Origin of the sequence: Nonomuraea sp. NPDC050202 (assembly GCF_040656115.1) — a bacterium.
Lineage (GTDB): Bacteria > Actinomycetota > Actinomycetes > Streptosporangiales > Streptosporangiaceae > Nonomuraea.
In genome coordinates this window covers 67116-91630 of the sequence record NZ_JBFALF010000035.1, presented here as the reverse complement: position 1 = coordinate 91630, position 24515 = coordinate 67116, and the positions used below count along the sequence as shown (strand labels likewise).

Sequence of the window (24515 nt, the reverse complement as noted above, 5' to 3'; positions counted from 1 at the left end):
GACTGCGGTAAACCGCACCCTCCGCGTACCGTACACTGTACGGCCGTGAGCTCTTCCACGGATCTGGTCCGGCACTCGGCAGTCTTCCAACCCGGCGACCCGCCCAGGTCCGGCCAGGTCGCCTTCCTCGACCCCGGCGGCGACGGCCTGGTCACCGTGGCGGACGAGCACGACGGCCAGGTCACGACCAGGTCCGCCGCTGCTACTCTTGTGCCCGTCGGGGAGGCGGTGGCGGCGCTGGCCCGGGCCCGCATGGACCCGCACGCCCACCCGGCCGCCCGCTTCTGGGGCGCCGCCGCGCTCGTCGCGCTGCAGCTCGTCACCCGGGGCCGCGTCCTGCCCGGTGTGACGTCCGGAGAGCACGACTCCTGGCGTGCCGGGCCCCTGGACGCCGAGGACCTGCGGCGCGTACGCGAGCTGGCCGCCGCGATGCCCGCCGCCGCCCGCGCCATCCCCCTCGACGCCCCGCCGCACCCGCAGGGCCCGCTGCTGCCGGACGCCGAACCTCTCGTGCGGGCCTTCCTCGACGCGGTCGCCGACGCCATGCCGCGCTCGCCCGGCGCCGTACGCGCCACCGGCACCACCCCCTTCGCCGCCGCCAGGCCCGTCAAGGTCCCCCACCTGCGCCGCTGGTCCGAGGAGATCTCGGCCGGCCTGGACGCCGGTGTGCGGCTGTCGCTGCGCATCGAGTCCGACGACCCGGCCACCGCCGAGTTCCGCGCCGTCGTCCAGCTCCACAGCCTGGCCGACCCCTCGCTCGTCGTGGACGCCGCCGACCTGTGGCAGGGCCGCGACCCCGGCTTCGGCGCCCGCGCCAGGATCGAGGCCACGCTCGCCGTGCGCCGCGCCGCCCGCGCCTGGCCCCGCCTGGAACGCCTGCTGGACAGCGCCGTCCCCGACGAGCTCACGCTCTCCGACGGCGACGTCGAGGACCTCCTGGCCGGAGCCGCCGACCGGCTGGCAGCCGCCGGCGTGGACGTGCACTGGCCCAAGTCGCTCGTGCGCGGCCTCAGCGCCCGCGCCGCCCTCGGCGACCGCGACGCCGCCCCCTCCGACCTGCCCTCCTTCCTCGGCGGGCAGCACCTGACCAGCTTCGACTGGCAGCTGGCCCTCGGCGGCGAGCGCCTGACCGCCGCCGAGATGGACCGGCTCGCCGAGGCCCACCGCCCCGTCGTACGCCTGCGCGACCAGTGGGTGCTCATCGACCCCGACCTGGCCCGCAAGGCCCGCCAGCGCGACCTCAAGCCGCTGACCGGCATCGAGGCGCTCGGCGCCGCGCTGACGGGAACCGTCGAGGTCGACGGCGAGCAGGTGCCCGTCGAGCCCACCGCCTGGCTGAACGAGCTGCGCGAGCGCCTGGCCGAGCCCGCCGCCGTCGACCCGCCGCACGGCCTGGCCGCCACCCTGCGCGACTACCAGCTCGCCGGGCTGCGCTGGCTGGCCAGGATGACCTCGCTCGGCCTCGGCGCCTGCCTGGCCGACGACATGGGCCTGGGCAAGACGATCACGCTCATCGCGCTGCACCTGCACCGCGCCGCCGAGGACGCCGGCCCCACGCTCGTGGTCTGCCCCGCCTCGCTGCTGGGCAACTGGGAGCGCGAGATCACCAGGTTCGCGCCCGGCGTGCCCGTACGCCGCTACCACGGCAGCAACCGCTCCCTGGCCGACGAGGGGTTCGTGCTGACCACGTACGCCACCATGCGCCTGGACGCGGCCCGGCTCGCCGGCCACCGCTGGGGCCTGGTCGTCGCCGACGAGGCCCAGCACGTCAAGAACCCCGCCTCGGGCACCGCCAAGGCCCTGCGCGAGATCCCCGCCGCCGCCCGCGTCGCGCTCACCGGCACCCCCGTCGAGAACAACCTGTCGGAGCTGTGGGCCATCCTCGACTGGACCACGCCCGGGCTGCTCGGCCCGCTCGGCAGGTTCAGGGCACGCTGGGCCAGACCCGTCGAGTCCGGCGACACCGAGGCGGCCGAGCGGCTGTCCAGGCTCGTCGGGGCGTTCCTGCTGCGCCGCCGCAAGAGCGACCCCGGCATCGCGCCCGAGCTGCCGCCCAAGACCGAGACCGACCGCCCCGTGGCGCTCACCGTCGAGCAGGCCGGCCTGTACGAGGCCGTCGTGCGCGAGATCATGGCCCAGATCGCCGACGCCCAGGGCATGGCCAGGCGCGGCCTCATCGTCAAGCTGCTCACCGGGCTCAAGCAGATCTGCAACCATCCCGCGCAGTACCTGCACGAGGCAAGCCCGCGCCTGCCCGGCCGCTCCGGCAAGCTGGAGCTGCTCGACGAGCTCGTCGACACCATCGTCGCCGAGGACGGCGCCGTGCTGGTCTTCACCCAGTACGTCGCCATGGCCCGCCTGCTGGAACGCCACCTGTCCGGCCGCGGCGTGCCCACCCAGCTCCTGCACGGCGGCACCCCCGTCGCCCGCCGCGAGGAGATGGTCCAGCGCTTCCAGGACGGCAGCGCCCCGGTCTTCCTGCTCTCGCTCAAGGCCGCCGGCACCGGCCTGAACCTCACCCGCGCCGACCACGTCATCCACTACGACCGCTGGTGGAACCCCGCCGTCGAGGACCAGGCCACCGACCGCGCCTACCGCATCGGCCAGACCAGGCCCGTCCAGGTGCACCGCCTCATCGCCGAAGGCACGATCGAGGACCGCATCGCCCAGATGCTCACCGCCAAGCGCTCGCTCGCCGACGCCGTCCTGGCCTCCGGCGAGGCCGCCTTCACCGAGCTGACCGACGCCGAACTCGCCGCCCTCGTGGAGCTGAGATGACCGCCGCCCGCGGATTCGCCGCCTTCCCCCCGCAGCGCGCCGGCGCCCGCTTCGCCACCTCCTGGTGGGGACGCGCCTGGATCCAGGCCATGGAGGACACCTCCCTGGACCACGTCCTGCTGCGCAAGGGCCGCGCGTACGCCAAGCACGGCCGGCTCGGCCCCATCACCGTCAGCCCCGGCAGGATCGCCGCCGTCGCCGAGAGCGAGTACGACGTCGTCGTCCGCGTCGAGCAGCTCACCGACGCCGCCTGGGAGCGCTTCCTCGACCAGGTCGCCGCCAAGGCGGGGCACATCGCGGCGCTGCTCGACCGCGACATGCCGCACGACCTGGTGGAGGCCGCCGAGGACGCCGCCGTGCCGCTGCTGCCGGCCGTCGGCGACCTGGAACCCGAATGTTCCTGCCCCGACTGGGGGCACCCCTGCAAGCACGCCGCCGCCCTGTGCTACCAGGTGTCCTGGCTGCTGGACGCCGACCCGTTCATGCTGCTGCTGATGCGCGGGCGCGGCGAGCGCGACCTCATCGAGGCGTTGCAGGAGCGCGAGGCGCCCGTCCAGGAGCCGTCCGGCGTGCCGGCGGCGCTGGCGTACGCGGCGGGGGTGCCGCCGTTGCCGGAGCCGCCGCCGTACGACGTGGCCTACACCCCGCCCGCCCTGGAGCCGGCCCCCGGCGTGGACGTGGCCGCGCTGCGGGTGCTGGCCGCCTCGGCCGCCGGGCGGGCCCGCGAGCTGCTGCGGCGCGGCCGGCTGCCGGAGCTGAGCGAGTACCAGGACCGCGTCCGGCTGGCCGCCGAGCACGACCTCGACCTCGGGCTCGGCGCGGCCGTCCAGGCGTGGCGGTACGGCGGCGCCGACGGGCTGGACGTCCTGGACAGCACGTGGACGCCCCCCCGGCGGGAGCTGGCCAGGGCCCAGGCGCTGCTGGAGTCCGGCTGGGAGGGCGAGCACCCGCCCCAGGTGGAGGCGTGGCGCAACCGCTGGACCGTCGGCCCGGTGCAGCTGCGCTACGGCCGCGACGGGCGCTGGTACCCCTTCACCCGGCGGGAGGACGAGTGGTGGCCCGCCGGCCCGCCGGAACGCGACCCGTCCGCCCTGCTCGGCTGATCGGCTCAACGCTCCCGGCATCCCCCGCAAGCGCACCGGACAGCCAGTCGGCGGCGCCCGCCAGCCAGTCAGGGCGGGCGTTGCCGAGCAGGTGGTCGCCGTGCGGAACGCGCAGGTACCGCCCGTGAGGCGCCAGGCGGGCCAGCGGCTCGCCGCCGGTCACGCCGGGGATGACGTCCTGGCCGCCGTCGATCACCAGCAGGGGGCAGGTGATCCGCGGGGCGAGGGCGGACAGGTCCACCTCACCGGCGAAGCGGCGGGCCGCCTCCTCGCCGCCGGCGCGCCGGCTGAGCAGGTCCCGCACGGGAGCGGGCAGGGCGTCCCAGTCCAGCCGGAACGGGCCGCTGACGGTGACGGCGGCCGTGACGCGGGGTTCCCTGGCGGCGCTCTCGGCGGCGTAGTAGCCGCCGAGGCTCAGCCCGACGAGCCCCACCCGCCGCGCGCCGAGGGCGTCGGCGACCGCGCCGATCACGCGGTGGTAGTCGGCGCGGACGGTGCTGGTGGCGGCGAGCACGCCCTGCCCGGGCCCGTCCATGGCGAACACGGCCGCGCCCCGGCGCAGCAGAGCTTCGGCGAGGTCGTGGAACTCCTCCTTGCCGGAGTCCAGCCCCGGCACCACCACGGCCACCGCCGCGGCGTCGGCAGGGCCGCGCAGCCAGCCGGCGAAGCCCGGCCCTTCGATCCGCCGCGCCTGCGGCTCCAGCAGGTGCAGGGCGCGGCCCATGGCGGCGTCGGCCTCGCCGGCCGCCGGCGCGCTGTCCGGGTTCGGGCCCAGCGTGGCGACGTGGAACCAGCGCGCCGCCACCTGGAGGTGCCCGGCCGCGGAGATCGGCGTGTCCGCCCGTTCGGCGCGGGCCAGGTGCTCGCGCGCGGTGCGCATGAACGCCTCGCCCCACTGCTCCAGGCCTGCCAGCTCCCCGGTGACGCGCAGGTACTCGTGCGGGTCCAGCCCGGCTCCGGTCGCGCGGGAGAACGTGGCGGCGGCGAACTCGGCAGCGAACCCGGCGGCGCTCGTCGCGTCGCTCATCGTCATGCCCGTCGCGTCGCTCGTCGTCTTGCTCATCGTGCCGCTCCGATCGTCAGGACGGCCTTGCCGCGGATCCGGCGTTCCCGCAGATCGACCAGTACCTCGGCGGTCCGGCTCCAGTCGGCGGTGCGGCCGATCTCCGGATGCAGCCGCCCGCCGGCCGCCAGGCGCACCAGGGTGACCAGGTCGCGGCCGTAGGGGGCGCCCGCGTAGTGGAAGTGCCGGATCACGGCGTTCTCCGGCCCCGCGAGCAGGTCGAAGAAGTCCACCGTCGCCGGGGTACGGCTGGCCTGCCCGAACCACACCAGCGTGCCGCCCGGCACCAGCCTGGCCAGCGCGGCCCCCAGGGCACTGCCGCCGGTGGACTCCAGGACCACGTCGAACGGCCCCTCCGCCTCGTCCACGCCGTGCACGACCGCCGCGGCGCCCAGCTCGCGCAGCCGCGAGCCGCGCTCGGCCGTGGCGGTCACCGCGGTCACCTCCGCCCCGGCCGCCGCGGCGAGCTCGGTCACGTAGTGCCCGACCCCGCCCGAGGCGCCGGTCAGCAACACCCGCCTGCCCGTCACGGTGCCCGCCGCGCGCAGCAGCCGGAGCGCGGTGATCCCGGCCAGCGGCAGGGCGGCCGCCTGGACGGTGGTCAGCTCGTCGGGCAGGACGGCGATCGAGCCGGTGGCCACGCTCGCGTACTCGGCCCAGCCGCCCCTCGGCGGATGGCCCACCACCCGCGTGCCGACCGGTGGCCCGGAGCCGTCGGCCGCCGCCTGCACGACCAGGCCGGCGACGTCCTTGCCGGGCAGCAGCCCGGGCTCCGGCGCTTCCAGCAGGAACGTCTCCCCGCGATTCGGCGCGAACGCCTCGACCTTGACCAGCACCTCGTCCGGAGCGGGCACGGGCTGAGCGGCCTGGGCGAACTCCACCGGCCGCGAACCATCCCCCGTAGGGATCAATCTACGCATGCGGCAATGAAACCGACATCCTGCTCGGGGGCTCCAACAACAGACGCGGCAGGCCGACAACCGTTGGTTGTCGCCTATGGTGACAGGCGTGGATCTGGACCTGGCGCAGGTGCGCGCGTTCGTGCTGGCGGCCGAGGAGCTGCACTTCGGGCACGCGGCCGAGGAGCTGTCGATCTCCCAGCAGGCGCTGTCCAAGCGCATCGCCCGTCTGGAGTCCACGCTCGGCAGGCGCCTGCTCGACCGTGGTGGCCAGGGCGTGCGTCTCACCGAGGCCGGGCGGCGTTTCCTGGAGCCCGCCCGCCAGGCGCTGGCCGCCGCCGACCTGGCCGTGGCGGCGGTCCTGGACGCGCACCGCCCCCTGCGCGTCGACATGTGGGGCCACCTGTACGCGCCCATGCGTACGCTGGCCCAGGTCGCGGCCGACGCGCCCCGGCTGGAGCTGGGCCACGGCCGCGACCTGCCCTCGGTGATCGCCGCGCTGCTGCACGGCGACATCGACGCCGCCTTCGGCCGCGTCCACGCGCCGCTGCCCGCCGGCCTGACCCATCGCCTGGTACGACTGGAGCCGGTGGACGCGATCCTCGGCGCCGACCACCCGCTGGCGGACGCGCCGGCTATCCGGCCGGCACAGCTGCGCGACGGCGTGCTGTGGGCCCCGGGAGCGCTGCACCGCCTGGACTTCCTGCGCCGCTTCGCCGACTCCTTCGGCGTCCGCGACCGCGCCGAGGGCACGAACCTGGGACTGGAGCACTTCCTGACCGACCTCGCGGCCGACACCCGCCGCTTCAGCCTGCTTCCCGCCGACGTGCCCCTCCCTCCCGGCCCCGCCATCCGCTCGATCCCGCTGGTGGACCCCACACCCCTGTACGCCTGGTCGCTGCTGTGGCGCGGCCAGGGCGGCCATCCCCTGCTGGAGGCCCTGGTGAGCGCCTTCGTGGCGGAGGCGGAGCGCAGCCGGTGGCTGGAGCACGATCCCCTGCGCGACTGGCTGCCCGAGCGCCACGACGCCCACGCCTCGACGCCGGCCTGAGGGCCCCGCACACGCATCGGCTCAGGCGCAGCCCGTCAGGAGGCCACCGAGATGACGTGACCGATCGAGGCGCGCTCGCCGATCAGTTGCAGCATGCAGTCAGCCACGTCGGCGCGGGTGGTCTTGAGTCCGCCGCGGATGCTGAGGTCCCAGGCCGTGCGGTAGGCGTTCGTGCGGCCGTCGTCGGTCAGGCGGGCGGGGCGGACGATCGTCCAGTCCAGGTCGGCGGCCCGCAGCAGGCGTTCCGCCCTGGCCAGGTCGGCGTAGGAGTGGCGGAACAAGCGCTGGATGACGAGGGGCTTGAGCACGTACCGGGTGAAGAGGCCGTCGCCGGCGTCGGCCTCCAGACCGGCGGCGCTGACCATGAGCAGGCGGCGGGCGCCTTCCCGGCCCATGGCGGCGACGATGGAGGTGATGCTGCCGGTCTGGACGGTGGTCGGGCCGCGCTCGCGCGAGCCCATCGCGCTCAGCACGGCGTCGCGGCCCTTGACGGCGGGGGCGATGGCGGCGGGGTTCATGATGTCGGCCTCCACGACGTCGAGGCGGTCGCGCAGGTCGGCCGGGAGGCGGCTCGCGTCGCGGACGACGGCGGTGATGTCGTGGGCCCGCTCCAGGCCCTGACGCAGGAGCTCCAGACCGGTGCCGCCGGTGGCTCCGAAGACGGTGATCTTCACGTGGGTTCGCTCCTCGGTGGTGTGTAAGTATTTACTCACCACGATAGCCGGAGGAGGCGCCGGTCGGGGTGCCGGGCCTCAGGGGGCAGAGAGATGTGGAAGGCAGTCCGGCGCTCACGGGATTCTCCCAGGTCAATGGCCCCTTGCCAGTGCGGCCGGGTTCAGCCGGGTTCGATGCCGTGGAGGATCAGGCCGAGTTCGTAGGCCAGGACGGCGGCGTGGGTGCGGTCGCGGGCGCCGAGTTTGTCCAGGACGTTGGTCACGTGCGTCTTGATCGTCTCCCGGGACACGTGCAGGGCCGCGGCGATCTCCGGGTTGGCCTGTCCGAGCGTGATGTGCCGCAGCACCTCGAGTTCGCGGGGCGTGAGCGTGACCGGGCGGCGCGGCCGGGCGCTGCCGTGGTGCGGGGAGGCGATGCGGCGCAGCGCGTCGGGGAAGAGCACCGCGCGGCGGGAGTGCACCAGCCGGACGGCTTCCACCAGCTCGCCGGCCGGGGCGCGTTTGAGCACGTACCCGGCGGCTCCGGCGCGCAGGGCGGCCCACACCAGCTGGTCGTTCTCGAAGGTGGTGACGACGATGACGCGGGTGGACGGGGAGCCGCGGGTCAGTTCGACGGTTGCGGCGAGGCCGTCCATGCGGGGCATGCGGATGTCCATCAGCACGACGTCGGCGCCCGTGCCGGCCTCGACGGCTTCCCTGCCGTCGGCGGCCTGGCCGACGACCGTGAGGTCGTCGTGGAGGGAGAGCATGGCGGCCCATCCCTCGCGGATGAGCGGCTCGTCGTCGGCCAGGACGACGCGGATCACAGCGGCAGCCTCGCTTCGACGCGCCAGGTCGTCCCGGCCTGCCGGGTGGTGCACGTTCCGCCGGCGAGGCGGGCTCGCATGCGCATGCCCGTCAGGCCGCGCCGGTGCCCGGCCGGCGGGGCGGGGGCGCCGGCGGTGGCGTTCTCGACGGTCAGCACCAGCTCGCCGGGGGCATCCGTGTCGACGTCGAGCCTGACGGGGCCGGATCCGTGGCGCACGGCGTTGGTGAGCGCCTCGCGGGCGATGGCGTAGGCGGTGCGGGAGGTGGCCGGGGAGATGCGGCCGAGGGGGCCGGCGTTCACGTGGACGTCGAGCCCGCGGGTGAGGGTGTGGAGCGAGTCGAGCGTGGGCGTGCGTGCCGCCTCGCCGTCGTCGAGGACGCCCAGCAGCACGTCGAGGTCCTCCTGGGCGGCGCGGGCGGTGTCGAGCAGGTGCTCCAGCGAGCGCGTGGCGTGCTCGGGACGGGGGGCGGGGCGCTGGAGCGCGGCCTGCGCGGCCATGCCCTGCACCAGGACGACGCTGAGCGCGTGCCCGACCGCGTCGTGCAGCTCCAGCGCGAGGGTCTGGCGGCGGCCGAGCTCCTCCAGCATGCGGGACGGTTCGGCGCGGAGCAGGCGGCGCGCCGCCCACCGCTGCCCGAACCCGGCCGCGACCATGGCGGCCGCCAGCACGAGCACGGCGGCCAGCGGTTCGGCCTGGACAGCGGGGCTGTCGCGCCACAGCGTCACATCGCCCAGCCGGACCAGCCCCGGTGACAGCATGAGCACGCCCGCGCCCAGCGTCGCGCCGCCGTACAGGTGCAGGCTCGTCAGCGCCACCAGGTAGACCCGGTCGGCCCGGTCGGAGACCTGCACGTCGAGCAGTTCGGCCAGCGCGGCGATCTCGATGCGCCGCACCAGCGGCGCCAGGGCGAGCAGCACCGAGGCGGGCAGGCACGCCGCCCACAGCACCAGGACGCGCGCCGGCGCCGGCTCGCTCAGGATGGCCAGGCCGAGCACCACGGCGACCGGGGTCAGCAGCGCCGCGCCCAGCACCTGGTAGAGGACCGCCCGTACGGCACGTCCGATATGTCCGCTCACGTCGGTGATGTTAGCCGGGGACGCCGGGCCGCCCCTTCCCCCACCTGGGGGATGTTCGCCCACCGCCGGGCTGTGAGCCTTACAGCCATGAACAGCGCAACCGCCACCACGACCATCATGATGGCGATGAACTCCGGGGTGCCGCTGGCCGAGCGCGGCACGCCGCCTGTCTTCCACGTCACCTGCGCGCCGCTGCCGGCCGCGGTCACGGTGCACTACGACCGGCGCCGCACCGGCGACCGGACAGATCCCCCAGGGGGAGGATCCGCCAGGTCCGGCCGGTGGCCGGACTCGGCTGGCGGACTCGGGATCGGGGGGAAGTGAGCATGCGCCGCCTGACGGCATCGACGATCTCCGTGGCGACGCTGGCGGTGGCGGCCCTGTGGTGGTTCGTCCCCGGCAGCTACCCGTACGGTGCGGCCGCCAAGGTCACGGTGGGCGTCAACCACTGGATCGAGCGCGGGCCGGGCGTGGGCCTGATGGTGGCCTCCGGCGTGCTGGGGGTGCTGGCGGCGCTCGGCGTCCGGTCCCGGCCGAGAGCCGCCGGCGTGGTCGCCGTGGCCGAGAGCGCCTTCTTCCTGCTGGTGATGTCGGACGCCTCCGTGCTGTCGTCCATCGGGTACGCGCTCGTTCCTGCCGTCCTGCTGGGGGTCGCCGGGTCGGTGGCGGTGGGGTGCGTACGGCGGCAGCCCGTCGCGTACGTGCTGGCGGTGCTGCTCCCGGCCGGGCTGATCGCGTCGCTGACCATGACCGACGCGGTCTCCCGCTACCTGGTCAACGTGGCCTCAGGGTTCGGCGTGTACGGCGGGCGGATCGCCTGGTCGTGGGCGATGGCGATCGCCGCGGTCGGGTGGGCGTGGCTCGCGTACGGATCGTTCGCGCGTGGGCGCAGGGTGACGGTCCCGCGGCGGGCGAGGGCCGTCACGATCGCGGCCGCCCTCTGTCCCGTGCCGTACGCGCTGGCGCGGCTGACGTGGGTGACGCCGTGGCCGCTCGGCGGCTTCGACCCGCGGACCGGCCACATCACGCTGATCGCCGTGGAGGGCGGCGACGCGGCCACTCGGATGCAGGGGTTCCTGATCGGCCTGAGCGCGGTCCTGGCCGTCGTGCTGACCCTCGGCCTGATCAGCCGCTGGGGTGAGGTCGTGCCGCGATGGGTGCCCCGGGTGGGCGGGCGGCCGGTCCCGGTGATGCTGGCCGTCGGGCCGGGGGCGTTCGGCGCGGTGGCGCTGTGCGTCTCGGCCCCCGGCGTGCTGGCCGGGGCCGTCCAGATGGGCTCGTGGGTGGACGGCGTCCTGTTCGTCCTGATGTTCCCGTGCCCGGTGTGGGGTCCGTTGCTGGGGGCCGCGGTGCTCGCCTACTGGGCGCGCCGCAGAACCGCTGAGCCATCGAGGAGTGCCGGAGGTGCCGTCGCTTGAATCGCTGTCGTCCAGAGGTCAGGAGGTGAACCGCGTTCCGGGTGCGGGCCGGGCTCTTCATGGCGTCGCGCCCCCTCGTGAACCGCGGTCAGAACGTGGCGATCGGGTTGACCGGGCTGCCGGACGTACCGGCGAAGCGGACCGGCGCGACCGCGAGCTGGAAGTCCCACTGGCCGAGCTCGGCAGCCGTCGTCGCGCACGCCTCCAGGTCGCAGTTGTCGAGCATCCACAGCCCCATGGCGACGAGGCTCACGGCGTGAACCGGCATCAACACGCTTTCGTACCCCGACGGCTGAACGTCCTGGGGGGTGTCGGCGCCGATCAGCGCGACCTCCCGTTCGTGCAGCCACGGCAGGCAGGACGCGTGCCAGCCGGCCTGCGTGAGACCGCCGGCCTCACCGTTCTCGTGCCGGACGCGGCCATGGCCGGTCCGCAGGAGTACCGCATCGCCGGATCGCACCCGCACACCCTGGCGGCGCTCGGCCTCGTCGAGATCCTCGGGAAACACGCCCTGCCCCGGTTCCAACCACGGCACCTCGCGGACCCTCGCGATGTCCAGCAGGACACCACGCGTGACGATCCCGTTCGCCGCCGCCGTGACGGCCGCCCACGCCGATCCCGTTGCGGGGTCGACCAGCGAGTGCGACCGCCCGTTGTACATCGTGCCGTCCCAGAAGATGTGGCACGGCGAGTCGATGTGGGTGAGGGTGTTGCCGTGGAACGTGATGCCGAGCCGTTCGGACGAGAAGCCCCAGCGCCGGTCGGCGTGGAATGCGGCCACCGGCATGTTCTCGGCGCCCGGCATGTCGGCGGCGCAGGGGCACGTCGTCGTCGACCGCTCCATGTCTTGCGGTACGGCGACCTCCCATGCGCACGACACACTCCTGCCGTGGCGCACGGCCCGCGCCGCCGCCAGCCGGACGTCGTCGGTGATGTGGTTCAGAGTGCCGAGCTCGTCGTCGTCGCCCCACCGTCCCCAGTTCGACAGCGTGTTGAAGTACCCGAGCACGTCGTCCTGTGTGGGCATCGGTCGCTCTGCCGTCATCCCAGCATCGGCTCCTCCGGTCACGCGGCTCGGGGCACCGAAGGCGAGGTGTCCCGCCCTCTCCTTTGACATGCCAAGGCCCGCTGAGCCGGCATGATACAAGGTCAGCGCTGCGCGGCGACGACGTGCGGGGCCTCGTTCGGCACCTCCAGCGGATCAGCCGCAACGGCAGGGGGTTACTGACCTGGGAGAACCCCGTTGACGCCGGATTCCGTTCCGAATCTCTCCGGCCCACGGGACGTGGCAGCGGTCATCCGCTCGGCCAGCACGCCGGCCAGCTCCACCACGACCTCGCGGCGGCGGGCGACGGCGCGCTCGGTGTCGGGCTCGTCCAGGATGAGGCGGCGCACCTGCGGCACCGCGAAGTTCCACGCCACCAGGCCCAGGATGGTGAACAGCCAGTCCTGCGCCCTCGCCCTGTCCGGCAGGCCGGCGGCCAGCAGGCCGTCCACGTGGCCGCGGTAGGACTCCCTGCGCTCCTCCTCGCCCTCGACCTGGCGGCCGGCCTCCAGGGCCTCCCACAGCAGCAGGCGGATCAGCTCGGGATGCTCCTCGTACCAGTCGTAGAGCTGCCCCACCGCCTCGGGCAGGGTGCGCGGGTCGAGGCTCAGCGTGTGGCAGATCTCGTCCATCTTGGCTCGCACGACCGCGCCGAACAGCTTCTCCTTGCCGCCGAAGTACAGGTAGATGGCCTGCTTGTTGGCGCGGGCGGCGGCGGCGATGCGGTCGATCCTGGCGCCGGCCAGCCCGTGCTCGGCGAACTCGGCCGTGGCGGCCTGGAAGATCCGCTGCCGGGTGGCCTCCGCGTCGTACGTCATGCCACTGATTAAACCATCCAGTTGACTTATTCGCCGACCATGCGCCATGGTGATGCCCACGAGCTAAACCAACCAGATGGTTTATTTCATTGAGGAGTGTGTCCCCATGTCCACGACCCTTGCCCCGATGCCCGTCACCTCGCCCCTGCCCACCGCCCTGGAGGGCCGCACGGTGCTGATCGTCGGAGGCAGCTCCGGCATCGGCCTGGCCGCCGGCGCCCTGCTGACCTCCGTGGGCGCCCGCGTCGCCCTCCTGGCCCGCGACCCCGCCCGCCTGGCGGCCGCGGTGGACCGGCTCCGCACGACGCCCGGCGCCTCCGTGACGGGCATCGCCGGCGACGGCACGGCGGAGGACGTCCTGGACCAGGCCCTCGACCAGGCGGGCCCAGTCGACCACGTCCTGGTGACGGCCGGCGTCCTCGGCACCGGAGCACTGCTGGACACCCCGCGCGACCAGGTGCGCGAGGCCGTGGAGGGCCGGATCTGGGGCGCGTACGGCACGGCCAGGGCCGCCGCCCGGCGCCTGCCCGCCGGCGGCTCGATCACCTTCAGCTCCGGCCACTACCTGACCCGCCCCGTCCCCGGCGCCTCCGCGGCCATCGCCAGCATCGGCGCCATCGAGGGGCTCACCCGCGCCCTGGCGGTGGAGCTGGCGCCACGGAGGCAGCGGGTCAACGCGATCAGGTTCGGCGTCGTGGACACCCCCCTCGCGCGTGGCGCGCTGGGGCTGGCCGACGACGCGGCCATGGCGGCGGCCGGGCAGGGCACGCCGCTGGGGCGCTTCGCCACGGCGGAGGAGGCGGCCTCGGCGGCGCTGTTCCTCATGGCCAACAACTTCATGACCGGGACGGTGGTCACGGTCGACGGCGGGCAGGCCCTGGTCTGACGCTGCTGCCCCGCCCGGCCCTGCGGCCCCGGAGCGCCGGGCAGGGCCCGGCGGAGCGGGCGGGGCCGGGCGGGATCGCAGCCTCGGACGGCGGCGCGCCAGGCCCCTGTGCGCCAGGGCCCAGGTGCGTCGTCGGGCCCTGGCCCGGTGGAGTTTCAGGCCAGGCTGAGCTGCCAGGAGACGCCGAAGCGGTCGTTGACCCAGCCGAACTTCGTGCTGAACCCGTACGAGCCGAGCGGCATGAGCGCCTGCCTGCCCTCGCCCAGCGCGTCGTACAGGCGCTGGATCTGCTCCTCGCTGTCGCAGTCGACGAACAGCGACATCGACGGCGTGAAGGTGAAGTCGTGCTTGGGAACGCTGTCGATGCACATGTACTCGCGCCCCGCCAGCGTGAAGAGGGCGTGCTTGACCGTGCCCTCCGGACCGGGCTCTCCCGGGCCGTAGCGTTCGACGGCGACCACCTTGCCGTCGTCGAACAGCGACATGTAGAAGTTCATCGCCTCCTCGGCGTCGCCGTTCTGGAACATGAGAAACGTGGTGACCTTCATCAGGAGCCCTCCTCAGGGGCGTAGAACGCGGTGAGTGCGGCGACCATGGCGGCCACCACGTCGTCCGGGGCGCCCGCGGCCCGGTAGGCCTCGCCCCACGCCTGGGCGCTGCCCGTGATGTAGGCGCGGCCCTCCTCGGTGAGGTGGAAGGAGGCCTCGTCGACCTTCTCGCCGCCCGACAGGTGCAGGCCCAGGCCGAGCAGGGCCAGGTCCCAGCCCACGCCCACGGCGCCGGGGCCGTACTGCGACCAGAACTCCTCCGGCGGCTCCGCCGTGTGGGTCAGCTCGAACAGCGTGCCTCCGTCCTTGGCGGCCAGGCGCACCTCGACCTCGGAGAAGCCCGGGTCGGGGCCGAACAGCCAGGAGACCTTGAGCAGGCTCGGCGGCTCGCAGCGCAGGATCTCCCCGCCCGCGTTGCCTTCGAGCTGGTACTTGCCGCCCAGCCGGAGGTCTCCGCTGATGGGCAGGAACCAGCGGCTGAGCCGGTCGGCGTCGGTGCAGGCCTGCCAGACGTCCTCCACCTCGGCGTCGTAGTGGCGGCGCAGCACCACGGTCTTGCGGGCGCCGTCGATCAGTTCGCGGTGTGTCTGTGTGAGGTGGTCGATCATCTTCATGGGTTGTCTTCCTTGTCGGTGTTCAGACGGCGTTCGCGCTTGCCCCGGGCCAGCTCCGTGGCCAGCGCGTCCAGGCGCTGGTCCCAGAAACCCCGGAAGCGTTCCAGCCAGAGGTCGACTTCCTGCAGCGGCCCCGGCTCGACGGCGTACAGCCGCCGGGTGCCTTCGGCCCGTACGCTGGCGAACCCGTTGTCCCGCAGCACCCGCAGGTGCTGGGAGACGGCCGGCTGGGAGATGCCGAACTCGTCCTGGATGACGGTGGTGACCTCTCCGGAGCTGCGCTCACCGCCTGCGAGCAGCTCCAGGATCCGGCGGCGGACCGGATCGCCGAGGACGTCGAATGCGTGCACGGCCTGCAGTGTTTCAGTGAAGGCTTATATAAGTCAAGCCTGGGGTAATCGTCAGTCGTCGAGGCCGCGGGCGCTCAGCGCCTCCCCCAGCGCGTCGGCGTGCCGCAGCGAGCTGACCACCAGCGGCACCGCGAACGCCCGCAGGCTGCGCTCGACGCCCCGGGCCCGCTGCGCCTCCCGCACCCGGCCGGCCAGCGAGGCCACCACCGGCACGCTCCGCACGGTCAGCGACAGCAGCAACGACAGCCGGAACGGGTCCAGCCCCACGAACCTGGCCGGCGACAGGCACCGCTCCAGCGTCCGCATCATGGCCGCCGTGCGGGTGGTGAGCGTGACCAGCCCGGCCAGCGCCACGGCCAGCACCACCCGCAGCGTCGTCGAGATCGCCCCGTCCAGATCGGCGAAGACGACCTGCATCCCGAACAGCGCCACCGCGAACCAGCGCACCGGCCTGACCTGCGCCCACGCCGCCGCCACCCCCACCCGCGACAGCGCGTACAGGGCCGCGACCAGCACCCCCGCCGCGGCCAGGGCCACCGGCGCGCGCAGCAGCACCAGCACGGTGCAGGCCGCGGCGAGACCGGCCAGCTTGGCGCCGGCGGGCAGGCGGTGCAGGACGGACGAGCCGGGGACGTAGGCGCCGGTCAGGCCGTTCACGCCATGAGCTTCCTGTAGTGGCCGATGGCCTCCTCGGGGGAGCCGTCGGCGACGACGCGCCCCTCGTCGAGCACCAGCACGCGGTCGAAGCCGTCCAGCAGCGGCAGGTCGTGGGTGATCACCAGCACCTGCTGGGGCAGGTCGCGCAGCAGGCCGGCGACCTGGCGGGAGTGGCGCAGGTCCAGCAGCGTGGTCGGCTCGTCCATGACCAGGATCTCGGGCTCCAGGACCATGATCGAGCAGAGCGCCAGGAGCTGCTTCTGGCCGCCGGACAGGTGGTGGGCGGGGTGGTCGGCGTGATCGGCCAGGCCGTAGCGGGTCAGGACCTCCGTGACGCGCCGGTCGATCTCCTCGCGCGACAGGCCCTTGCGGCGCAGCGAGAAGGCCACGTCCTCGGCCACCGTGGGCATCACGATCTGCGCGTCGGGGTCGGTGAACAGGAAGCCGACGCCGCGCCTGATCCTGGCGGCGTGGCGGCGGGTGTCCAGGCCGAGCACGGTGACGCTGCCCGAGGTGGGCAGCGCCAGGCCGTTGACCAGGCGGGCCAGCGTGCTCTTGCCCGAGCCGTTGGCGCCGACCACGCCGACGCGCCGCTCGGTCAGGGAGGCGGTGACACCGCGCAGCACGTCGCGCTGCCCGAGGCGGACGTGCACGTCGGCGAACTCGATCGCCATCACACCACCTCGAACAGCGCGGCCACGCCCAGCCCGCCCCCGACCGCGGCCGCCGCCAGGCCCAGCGTCCCCGGCGGGGCGGCGGCGCGCACGAGCCTGCTGAAGAGCCTGGTCACCACCACAGCCCCGGTAGCCCCCCACGGATGGCCCAGCGCCAGGGCCCCGCCGTCGGGGCACACCCGCTCGGCGTCGGCGCCCAGCGGGTCGAGCCCGAGCGCGTCGGTCACGGCCAGCACCTGCACCGCGAACGCCTCCACGATCTCCACCGCCGCGACCCGCTCCACGTCCACCCCCGTCCGCGCCAGCACCCGGCGGATCGCCGGCACCGGCCCCCATCCGGGCAGCCCGGGATCGCACCCGACGACGGCCCCGGCCACCAGCCGCATCCCCGGCAGGCCCGCGCGCAGCCGCTCCGGCACGATGGCCACGGCCGCCGCGCCGTCGCTGACGGGGGAGGCATTACCGGCCGTCACTGTACCTCCCGCGACGAACGCCGCAGGCAGGCGGGCCAGCGACGCCGCGCGCAGCGGGCGCGGGCGCTGGTCGTCGCGGCGCTCGCCGACGGGGACGATCTCCTGCTCGAAGCGTCCCGCCTGCCTGGCCGCCAGGGCGCGGGCGTGGCTGCGGCAGGCGTAGGCGTCCTGGCGGTCGCGGCCGATGCCGTACGCCGCCGCCAGCGCCTCCGCGGCCGGTCCCATGTCGGGGTCGGGATGGCCCTCCGGGGTGAACGGCGCCCGCTCGTACGGCTGCGCCGCCCCCCTGAACGTGCGCAGCGGCGCCGTCGAGGCGCTCTCGGCCCCGCCGGCGATCACCAGGCCCGACTCCCCCGCGCGGACCGCCTGCCCGGCCACCAGGATCGCGGCCAGCCCGCTGCCGCACTGCCGGTCCACCGTCAGCCCGGGCACCTCGTGCCCCAGCCCGGCGGCCAGCGCCGACACCCGTGCCACGTTCCCGCCGGGCCCCATGCAGTTGCCCAGCACCACGTCGTCGACCCGCCGCCCGGGCACGTCGGCGGCGACGGCGGCGATCACGGGGGCGGCCAGCCGGTCGACGGCCAGCTCCTTGTACGCGTGCCCGGCCGTGCCGATGGGCGTGCGCCGGGCCGCCACCACCACAGGGGTGTCGCCCATGTCAGGCCAGCCGCCGGATCTCGGGGTCGCCCCCGGCCAGCCGGGCCGCGACGAGGCCCCGGGCGGGCTTGCCCGTCGGGTTGCGCGGCAGGCTCGGCACCACGAACCAGCGGCGCGGCCGCTGCGCGGCGTCCAGCCCGCCCCTGGCCGTGGCCTCCAGCAGGGCGCGCGGCGGCGTGGACGCCCGCCCGGCCTCGACGACGGCCGTCACCACCGAGCCCAGGGACGGGTGCGGCAGGCCGACCACCACGATGTCGTCCACGCCGGGCACCTTCCTGAGCACCTCCTCGACGTCCTCGGGCACGACGGTGGCGCCGCCGGTCTGGATCGCGCCGTCGCCGCGCCCGCGCAGCCGCAGCACCTGTCCTGCCCGGTACGGCTCGGCGAGGTCCCCGACGGTCACCCAGCCGTCGCCGTCGCGGCGCAGCGGCCCGGCCGCGCCCGCCAGGTATCCCTCGGCCAGCCAGGGCGAGCGGGCCCACACCTCGCCGAGCGGCCCGTGGGCACCGGTGCGGACCTCGATCTCCACGCCGGGAAAGGGGCGCAGCCCGCCCCCGTCGGCGTCCACGGCCACGAACGACAGCTCGGTGGCCCCGTAGTACGACACGACGCGCACGCCGGCCGCGGCGGCGTCCGCCCGCACGCCGGGGATCAGCGCCGCGCCGCCGACCACGGCCACGCGGACCGAACCGGGCCACTGGAGCACGTCGGGCAGCCGGTGCGGCACCACGTGCACGACGGTCGCCCCGGCCAGGTGGGCGGCCAGGGAGCGGCCCGGCCAGCGGCCGGTCACGACGGCCGTCGCGCCGGTGGCCAGGGTGTGCAGGGCGGCGAAGGCGTACAGGGAGGAGACGAGCGGGCCCGGCACCAGCACGACGTCGTCGGGGCCGATCCCGGTCAGCTCGTCGAGATGCGGGTAGGAGCCGGTCCACGAGGCACGGGTGCGCACGACGGCGCGGGGGCGGCCGGTGCTGCCGGAGCTGAAGCACGCCCAGGCCGGATCGTGCGGGCCGGCCTCGACGCGCACGGGCGCGCCCGCCGCGTACGGGAGCGGCGCGCCGATGCGGGCGGCGAGGTCCTCGCCGGTGACCTGGTCCCACCGCTCGCGGTCCCAGGCGTGGTCGCCCACCAGCGGCGTGGCCCCGATGAGGTCGGCCGCCAGCACGGCGGTGAGCAGTTCCACGGGGTCGGCCAGGGCGACGGCGACCAGCGCGCCGGGGCCGACGCCCCGGCCGCGCAGGTGACGGGCGGCACCGCTGATCTTGTCGGCGAGCTCGGCGTAGGTGAGCTCGCCCTGGGGGCCGCACACCGCGAGCCGGGACGGGCGCCCGGCGGCGTGCGACAGGACGTGTCGAGCTACGGGCATCGAAGGGTCAACGCCCCCCGCCCGAGCGCACGCGTTCCTGGTGCACGGCGGGCACCGCGTCGGGGTAGGCCCGCTGCGTGCCCCGGGCCACGACCGCGGTCAGCCCCGCCTTGATCAGGTCGCCGGGCAGGAAGATGAGGGTGCTCCACGCCGCCGCGCCGAGCGACATCCCGCCCACGAGCGCCCATACGGGAATCCCGAACAGATAGATCACGCCGACGCAACCTACCAAGCAGGCCAGGAACAGCCGCAGGGTGCTCGGGCTGCGGCCCGCCCGCTCCACCAGCCAGCCGGTCACCGCCGCCCCCGGCAGCCAGCCGATCAGGAACCCGGCCGACGGCCCGGTGAACACCCCGAGCCCGCCCCGCCCGCCGGCCGCCAGCGGCAGACCGGCGGCGATCAGTACGAGCAGCACCAGGACGGCCAGCGCGGCCCGCCAGGAGCCCAGGATCACCCCCGCCAGCATCACGCCCATCGTCTGCAGCGTGATGGGAACGGCGGCACCGAAGACGTTCAGCGTGCCGGGCACGCCGAGGACGGCGATGAGCGCCGCGAACACGGCCACCCTCGCCAGGGTCTGCATCGCGAACCCGCGCTGTTTCTTCATGGGGTCGATCTCACACCACGACGGTCACGAACGGGCATGGAGGGATCCCACAACATTGCCGGGCATCATCTGCTGGCGACCGATACCGTTCGCACAGAGCTTCTCGAACGTCCTGGTGATCTCCTCCTGCCGGGTACGCAGTTCCTTGGCGGTGAGCTCGCGGTTCGGCAGCGTGAACTCCACTTTCCCGGAGGACGACAGGGTGATCCGGATCTGGTCGGGCGCCAGGGCCGTGCGGCCGGGGTAGCGCAGGCGGACCCGGTAGTCGGTCACGGCGTGGTCGCCCTCCAGGCAGGAGCGGGCGCCGTCCTCGACGCGTTTCATCAGGCCCTGGTTGATCTGCCGGCCGCGCATGGGGACCAGGTTGTAGCGCAGGCCGACGCCGTCGAAGGAGGCGGCGATGAGGTGACCGCCGTTCCAGTCGCCGCGCCCGCCCCAGTCGCCCACCGTGCTCTGGCACGCGGTGCGCGTGGCGGACCTGTCCACGAGCTTCCTGGCCAGCGCTTCGACGGGACGTCCCGCGTCGTCGGTGGTGAAGGTCTGGCGGTGGGCGTGGTAGGTGTGGGCCGGCTTGAGATGGCGCTCGCAGGGAGCGCTGTCGGGCGCGTACGCGGGGGCCGCCGCTCCGGCGGTGAGCAGCAGGGCGGCGGCGCTCGCGCGGCGCAGGGCAGGGAGAAGTGCGGGCACGGGGCGTTCCTCTCGTGAAAGGGGAGTTCGCCGGCCAGGCGCAGTAGGCCGATGGAGGGGCAGGCAAATGGCCTTATCGGCCGCCTCGTCGGCTTTGTCGCGACATCCATGCCCGTGACCAGAGTCACATAACGTTACCAATTAGTTACTGTTGGTTGTTTCAGGCGGCCAGGCGCAGGGCGCGGGCCACGTCCGCGGTGGCGGCCGAGGTCTCCGTCGCGGTGTAACCGTCACGCAGGGAGGCGTCGAGGTCCTTCAGACCATTGCCGCTGAGCGTGATCACGATGCGCAGGCCCTGCTCCAGCTCGCCCCTGGCGTGCAGGTCGAGCAGGCCCGCCACGCCGGCCGCCGAGGCGGGCTCGGCGAAGACGCCGTCGCGGCGGGCCACCAGCCGGTACGCCGCGAAGATCTGCTCGTCGGTCACCGCGGCGATCAGCCCGCCGGACTCGTCGCGGGCCGCCAGGGCGCCGTCCCAGGTGGCCGGGTGACCGATGTTGATCGCGGTGGCCGCCGTGCGGGGCTCGGCGACGGGCTCGCCGCGCACGAGCGGGGCCGCGCCGGCCGCCTGGAAGCCCCACATGCGCGGCAGCCGCGACGTCAGCCCGGCCTCGCGGTAGTTGCGGTAACCGCCCCAGGTGGCGGTGATGTTGCCGCCGTTGCCCACGGGCAGGCAGTGCACGTCGGGCGCGTCGCCGAGGGCGTCGGCGATCTCGTAGGCCACGGTGCGCTGCCCGGCCAGGCGCAGCTCGTTGCCCACCGAGTTGACCAGCGCGATCGGGTGGTGGGCGGCCAGCTCACGGGCCACGCGCAGGCAGTCGTCGAAGGTGCCGTCGATCTCGACGATCTCGGCGCCGTACCGTACGGCCTGGCTCAGCTTGCCCAGCGCGACCCCGCTCCTGGGCACCAGCACGGCGGCGGTCAGCCCGGCACGGGCGGCGTAGGCGGCGGCCGAGGCGCTGGTGTTGCCGGTGGAGGCGCAGATGACGGCCTCGGCGCCGGCTTCGGCGGCCCGGCTGATCGCCACCGTCATGCCGCGGTCCTTGAACGAGCCCGTCGGGTTCGCGCCCTCGACCTTGAGCCAGACCTCGCAGCCGGTGAGCCGGGACAGGTGCTCCGAGCGCAGCAGCGGGGTGTTGCCCTCGTTGAGCGAGACGGACGGGGTGTCGGCGGTGACCGGCAGCCAGCGCCGGTAGGGGCTGTCGATCAGGCCGTGCCAGGTAGTCATGGCGGCACCGTAACACTTGTTTCGTACATTTCGCCAAATTGGTTCTGGTGTAACATTTGTCATTGTGGAGAACGATCCGATCGCGGCCCGCCTCGGCGCCGTCTATCCCGAGCTGCCGCCCGGGGAGCGCGCCGTCGTGCGCGTGCTGCTCGACGACTATCCGTTCGCGGCGCTGGGCTCGCTGCGCGCCCTGGCCGAGCGGGCGGGGGTGAGCCCGCCGACGGCCTCGCGGCTGTTCGACCGGCTCGGGTTCGAGGGGTTCGCCGCCTTCCAGGCGGCCGTGCGCGACGGGGTCCGCGATCGCTCACAGCTCCTGGAGCACGTCTCGGGGGCCGCGGGGCTGGGACAGGCGGCGGAGGACCTGCGCGCCGGGCTCGACGGCACCCTGAGCGCCGTTCCCGAGCCGCTCTGCCACCAGGTCGCCGGGCTGCTGGCCGAGGCGCGCACCGTGTGGGCGCTCGGCGGGCCGCTGAGCGAGCTGGCGGCCGAATACCTGATCCGCCAGCTCGCCAGCCTGCGCCCGGGCGCGCACCGGGTGCCCGACCCGGTGCCCGCCCGGGCCCGTACGGTGCTGGACCTGGGGCCGTCCGACGTGGTCGTGGCCTACGACTTCCGGCGCTACTCCCCCGACACCGCCCGCTTCGTGCGCGCCGCGCACGAGCGGGGGACGCGCCTGGTGCTCGTCACCGACGCCTGGGGGTCGCCGCTCGCCGCGCACGCGGAGGTGCTGATCAGCCTGCCGCGCGAGGCGAGCGGGCCGATCGCGCCGCTCGCGCACGAGATCGCGGTCACCGAGCTGCTGCTCGTCGCCACGGCCGCCCGGCTCGCGCCGGCCCGGCGCCTGGCCGACCTCGACGCGCTCACCCGATCCCTGTCCTGACGCGCGGCGTGGTCCCCAGCGACTCCCAGAACGCGCAGTTGCTCGCCTCGGCCGGGTTCACCGTGCGGATGCCGCCCGGTCCGGGCGCCAGGCTCAGCACGTCGCCCGGGGAGCGGAAGCGCGGCCAGCCCGCCGCCTCGGGGCGGCCGGTGGCGGCGAACGACGTCCACAAACGCACCATGGCGTCCGACAGCCGCTCCTGTTCGGCGTTGAGCTCGGCGCCGGGCACCAGGCCGGGGAACAGGTACTCCAGCTCCGAGGCGTGGTACGCGCCCTCCTCGAATCCCGGCACGTCGATCAGCGGCGGCGCCGTCCGGTCGGCGAACTGGTAGCCGTGGACGGGCACGCCGGAGCGCGCGAACAGCCCGAGCGCGTCCAGGTGCCCGCAGGTGGACAGGGGCGAGCCGGAGTCGGTCAGCAGGGTCGCGATCGCGATCCGCAGGTCGGGGTAGGCCGCGGCCGGGTAGCGGGCCAGGACCGCGGGGGCGGCCGGCCCGTACGCCTCGCGCACGAACCCCTCGTACTGTTCCACCGTGATCGGCTGCGGGAACTGCAGCGACATGAACAGCCGCATCTCGTCCAGGGTGTTGCCGTGGATGATCGGCATGCGGTTGTAGCGTCCCGAGGCGATGGCGTCGCGGGGCTGCGCGGGCAGCACGCCGTCGGCTCCTGCCACGGCGTACGGGTTCTGCTCCTGGTAGGCCTCCAGCAGCGTCCTGGCAGGCAGCGCGCGCAGGCAGGCGGCGTCGGAGCAGCCCACGGCCTCGGCGAAGGCGGCGCCGGCCGTCTCGGCCTCCTGCTCGGTCCTGGTGGGCCAGGCGCAGCTGTAGCTCTGCGGGATCGCGCGGTGGAACAGCCCCGCCGCGGTCGGCGAGGCCAGGTTGGCGCAGGTGTCGGCGGCGCCGGCCGACTCGCCGAACAGGGTCACGTTGCCGGGGTCGCCACCGAAGGCCGCGATGTTGCGGCGGACCCACCGCAGCGCCGCCTGCTGGTCGAGCAGGCCGTAGTTGCCGCTCTGGTACCGCTCGCCGGCCTCCAGCGAGGGGTGGGCCAGCCAGCCCAGCACGCCCAGCCGGTAGTTGACGGTGACGACCACGACGCCGCCGTCCACCGCCAGCTTGGCGCCGTCGTACATCGCGCTGTTGCCGTTGAGGTTGCCGCCGCCGTGCAGCCAGACCATGACGGGCAGCCGCCCGGTGCGGCGCGGGGTGGTGACGTTGAGGTAGAGGCAGTCCTCGTCGTAGGTGGCCTGGGGGCTGCCCAAGGGGGTCGCGGGTTGCGCGCACTGGCCGGCGAACGCCGTGGCGTCGCGCACGCCCCGCCATGCGCCGGCCGGCCGGGGCGCCTTCCAGCGCAGCTCGCCGACCGGCGGCGCGGCGTACGGGATGCCCTTGAACTCCCGGCGGTCCTTCAGGACCTCGCCCCGCACCACCCCCTTGTCCGTCCGGACCTGGCCCGGGGGCCCGGCGTCGGCGGCGGCGGGGGTGGCGACGAGGGTGGTGAGGAGCAGAATCGCTGCTGCGGGAATGAGTCGCACGGAAATCTCCTTCCGGCGGGAGCGCCCTGACCGTACACATGCGGGCGCCATGACCGTATACGGGAGCCCGGCGATCGCCTAGCTCTCAGCCGGACGGCGTCAGGCGTTTGTAGAAGAAGCTGCAGTCGCGCAGGGTGCCGTCAGGGGAGGCGGCGTAGTCGGGGACGATGCCGTAGCGGGTCCAGCCGCCGGACAGGTAGACGTGCTCGGCGGTGCTCCCGGTCTCGGTGTCGAGCAGCAGCAGGGTGGCTCCGGCGTCCAGGGCGGCCTGCTCGGCCACGGCCAGCAGGGCGCGCGCCAGGCCCTGGCCGCGGGCGTCGCGGTGGACCATCAGCTTGACGACCTCGGCGCGGTGGCGGGCGTTGGCCTTGGCGGCCGGGATCAGGCTGACGGTGCCGGCCATGACGCCGTCGAGGCGGCAGGCCCACACGATCTGGCCGCCGGAGGCCACCGCCGGGGCCTGAGCCCGCCACCACGCGGCCGCGGCCTCGTGGTCGAACGGTGTCACGAACCCCAGCGAGGCGCCGTCGTCCACGGCGTCGACCAGCAGGGCGGCCAGTTCCTTGACGCAGTGCTCGAACTCCCCGGCGGACAGGCGGGCGATGGTGCGCATGTGATCC

26 protein-coding genes are annotated in these 24515 nt (G+C 74.5%); 7 read left to right on the top strand and 19 right to left on the bottom strand.

From position 1 onward, the window contains the following. The first annotated feature begins 45 nt into the window (after window positions 1–45). Together AB0I79_RS49980 and AB0I79_RS49975 are read left to right on the top strand one after the other, a co-directional pair. Window positions 46–2778, top strand: a complete 2733-nt coding sequence (locus AB0I79_RS49980; RefSeq protein WP_357889749.1) for a DEAD/DEAH box helicase — start codon at window positions 46–48, stop codon at window positions 2776–2778. Next, window positions 2775–3881 carry an SWIM zinc finger family protein gene (locus AB0I79_RS49975; protein ID WP_357889746.1) on the top strand — a complete coding sequence of 369 codons (1107 nt, stop codon included), beginning with the start codon at window positions 2775–2777 and terminating at the stop codon, window positions 3879–3881. The genes AB0I79_RS49980 and AB0I79_RS49975 overlap by 4 nt, the downstream gene beginning before the upstream one ends. Here AB0I79_RS49975 and AB0I79_RS49970 read toward each other — a convergent pair. Continuing rightward, window positions 3811–4944, bottom strand: coding sequence for an alpha/beta fold hydrolase (locus AB0I79_RS49970; RefSeq protein ID WP_357889742.1), 1134 nt, complete (start codon window positions 4942–4944; stop codon window positions 3811–3813). The two genes, AB0I79_RS49975 and AB0I79_RS49970, sit on opposite strands and share 71 nt — an antisense overlap. Then, on the bottom strand, window positions 4941–5864 hold the full coding sequence (locus AB0I79_RS49965) for a zinc-binding dehydrogenase (protein WP_357889739.1): 924 nt from the start codon (window positions 5862–5864) through the stop codon (window positions 4941–4943). The genes AB0I79_RS49970 and AB0I79_RS49965 overlap by 4 nt, the downstream gene beginning before the upstream one ends. Before the next feature lie 88 nt (window positions 5865–5952). Here AB0I79_RS49965 and AB0I79_RS49960 point away from each other — a divergent pair, with 88 nt between their 5' ends. Further along, window positions 5953–6894, top strand: coding sequence for a LysR family transcriptional regulator (locus AB0I79_RS49960; RefSeq protein WP_357889736.1), 942 nt, complete (start codon window positions 5953–5955; stop codon window positions 6892–6894). 35 nt (window positions 6895–6929) lie between these two features. Here AB0I79_RS49960 and AB0I79_RS49955 read toward each other — a convergent pair whose 3' ends face one another. The 3 genes from AB0I79_RS49955 to AB0I79_RS49945 all read right to left on the bottom strand — a co-directional run bounded on the left by AB0I79_RS49955 (window position 6930) and on the right by AB0I79_RS49945 (window position 9453). After that, window positions 6930–7568, bottom strand: a complete 639-nt coding sequence (locus AB0I79_RS49955) for an SDR family oxidoreductase (RefSeq protein ID WP_357889733.1) — start codon at window positions 7566–7568, stop codon at window positions 6930–6932. A 161-nt stretch (window positions 7569–7729) separates the two neighbouring features. Continuing rightward, window positions 7730–8374 (bottom strand): response regulator transcription factor, encoded by a 645-nt coding sequence (locus AB0I79_RS49950; RefSeq protein ID WP_357889730.1) that lies wholly within the window; start codon window positions 8372–8374, stop codon window positions 7730–7732. Beyond that, window positions 8371–9453: a histidine kinase gene (locus tag AB0I79_RS49945; RefSeq protein WP_357889727.1), complete on the bottom strand. Its 1083-nt coding sequence runs from the start codon at window positions 9451–9453 to the stop codon at window positions 8371–8373. The genes AB0I79_RS49950 and AB0I79_RS49945 overlap by 4 nt, the downstream gene beginning before the upstream one ends. 87 nt (window positions 9454–9540) lie before the next feature. On the opposite strand from AB0I79_RS49945, the gene AB0I79_RS49940 reads away from it, so the two are divergent. After that, window positions 9541–9777, top strand: a complete 237-nt coding sequence (locus AB0I79_RS49940) for a hypothetical protein (RefSeq protein ID WP_357889724.1) — start codon at window positions 9541–9543, stop codon at window positions 9775–9777. 2 nt (window positions 9778–9779) lie between these two features. Next, a complete protein-coding gene (locus tag AB0I79_RS49935) occupies window positions 9780–10871 on the top strand; it encodes a hypothetical protein (RefSeq protein ID WP_357889721.1) in 1092 nt (363 codons plus the stop codon). Window positions 10872–10959: 88 nt separating this feature from the next. Here AB0I79_RS49935 and AB0I79_RS49930 read toward each other — a convergent pair whose 3' ends face one another. Further along, window positions 10960–11916 carry a cyclase family protein gene (locus AB0I79_RS49930; RefSeq protein WP_357889718.1) on the bottom strand — a complete coding sequence of 319 codons (957 nt, stop codon included), beginning with the start codon at window positions 11914–11916 and terminating at the stop codon, window positions 10960–10962. 176 nt (window positions 11917–12092) lie between these two features. Then, window positions 12093–12734, bottom strand: a complete 642-nt coding sequence (locus tag AB0I79_RS49925; RefSeq protein WP_357889715.1) for a TetR family transcriptional regulator — start codon at window positions 12732–12734, stop codon at window positions 12093–12095. A gap of 106 nt (window positions 12735–12840) precedes the next feature. On the opposite strand from AB0I79_RS49925, the gene AB0I79_RS49920 reads away from it, so the two are divergent. Continuing rightward, a complete protein-coding gene (locus AB0I79_RS49920; RefSeq protein WP_357889712.1) occupies window positions 12841–13620 on the top strand; it encodes an SDR family oxidoreductase in 780 nt (259 codons plus the stop codon). A 155-nt stretch (window positions 13621–13775) separates the two neighbouring features. Here AB0I79_RS49920 and AB0I79_RS49915 read toward each other — a convergent pair whose 3' ends face one another. From AB0I79_RS49915 to thrC, 10 genes are all read right to left on the bottom strand, one after another. Then, window positions 13776–14168 carry a VOC family protein gene (locus AB0I79_RS49915; RefSeq protein WP_357889710.1) on the bottom strand — a complete coding sequence of 131 codons (393 nt, stop codon included), beginning with the start codon at window positions 14166–14168 and terminating at the stop codon, window positions 13776–13778. Beyond that, entirely contained in the window at window positions 14168–14782 is a 615-nt protein-coding gene (locus tag AB0I79_RS49910) for an SRPBCC family protein (RefSeq protein WP_357889707.1), read from the bottom strand. The genes AB0I79_RS49915 and AB0I79_RS49910 overlap by 1 nt, the downstream gene beginning before the upstream one ends. After that, the gene (locus tag AB0I79_RS49905; RefSeq protein WP_357889704.1) at window positions 14779–15132 is read right to left on the bottom strand and encodes a metalloregulator ArsR/SmtB family transcription factor; all 354 of its coding nucleotides are present in this window, start codon (window positions 15130–15132) and stop codon (window positions 14779–14781) included. The genes AB0I79_RS49910 and AB0I79_RS49905 overlap by 4 nt, the downstream gene beginning before the upstream one ends. A 51-nt stretch (window positions 15133–15183) precedes the next feature. After that, window positions 15184–15789 (bottom strand): energy-coupling factor transporter transmembrane protein EcfT, encoded by a 606-nt coding sequence (locus AB0I79_RS49900; protein WP_357889701.1) that lies wholly within the window; start codon window positions 15787–15789, stop codon window positions 15184–15186. Continuing rightward, window positions 15786–16463, bottom strand: a complete 678-nt coding sequence (locus tag AB0I79_RS49895) for an ABC transporter ATP-binding protein (RefSeq protein WP_357889698.1) — start codon at window positions 16461–16463, stop codon at window positions 15786–15788. The genes AB0I79_RS49900 and AB0I79_RS49895 overlap by 4 nt, the downstream gene beginning before the upstream one ends. Further along, window positions 16463–17593 carry a thiolase family protein gene (locus tag AB0I79_RS49890; RefSeq protein WP_357889695.1) on the bottom strand — a complete coding sequence of 377 codons (1131 nt, stop codon included), beginning with the start codon at window positions 17591–17593 and terminating at the stop codon, window positions 16463–16465. The genes AB0I79_RS49895 and AB0I79_RS49890 overlap by 1 nt, the downstream gene beginning before the upstream one ends. Before the next feature lies 1 nt (window position 17594). Beyond that, window positions 17595–18959: a class I adenylate-forming enzyme family protein gene (locus tag AB0I79_RS49885; protein WP_357889692.1), complete on the bottom strand. Its 1365-nt coding sequence runs from the start codon at window positions 18957–18959 to the stop codon at window positions 17595–17597. 7 nt (window positions 18960–18966) lie between these two features. Beyond that, window positions 18967–19566: a biotin transporter BioY gene (locus tag AB0I79_RS49880; RefSeq protein WP_357889689.1), complete on the bottom strand. Its 600-nt coding sequence runs from the start codon at window positions 19564–19566 to the stop codon at window positions 18967–18969. A gap of 24 nt (window positions 19567–19590) precedes the next feature. Beyond that, entirely contained in the window at window positions 19591–20253 is a 663-nt protein-coding gene (locus tag AB0I79_RS49875; protein WP_357889686.1) for a DNA/RNA non-specific endonuclease, read from the bottom strand. Between the two features lie 160 nt (window positions 20254–20413). Further along, on the bottom strand, window positions 20414–21478 hold the full coding sequence (gene thrC / locus AB0I79_RS49870; RefSeq protein ID WP_357889683.1) for a threonine synthase: 1065 nt from the start codon (window positions 21476–21478) through the stop codon (window positions 20414–20416). A 64-nt stretch (window positions 21479–21542) separates the two neighbouring features. Here thrC and AB0I79_RS49865 point away from each other — a divergent pair, with 64 nt between their 5' ends. Further along, window positions 21543–22358 carry a MurR/RpiR family transcriptional regulator gene (locus AB0I79_RS49865; protein WP_357889680.1) on the top strand — a complete coding sequence of 272 codons (816 nt, stop codon included), beginning with the start codon at window positions 21543–21545 and terminating at the stop codon, window positions 22356–22358. Here AB0I79_RS49865 and AB0I79_RS49860 read toward each other — a convergent pair. Then, window positions 22339–23895: a carboxylesterase family protein gene (locus AB0I79_RS49860; RefSeq protein ID WP_357889678.1), complete on the bottom strand. Its 1557-nt coding sequence runs from the start codon at window positions 23893–23895 to the stop codon at window positions 22339–22341. The two genes, AB0I79_RS49865 and AB0I79_RS49860, sit on opposite strands and share 20 nt — an antisense overlap. Window positions 23896–23980: 85 nt before the next feature. Next, a complete protein-coding gene (locus AB0I79_RS49855; RefSeq protein ID WP_357889675.1) occupies window positions 23981–24508 on the bottom strand; it encodes a GNAT family N-acetyltransferase in 528 nt (175 codons plus the stop codon). Window positions 24509–24515 lie beyond the last annotated feature (7 nt).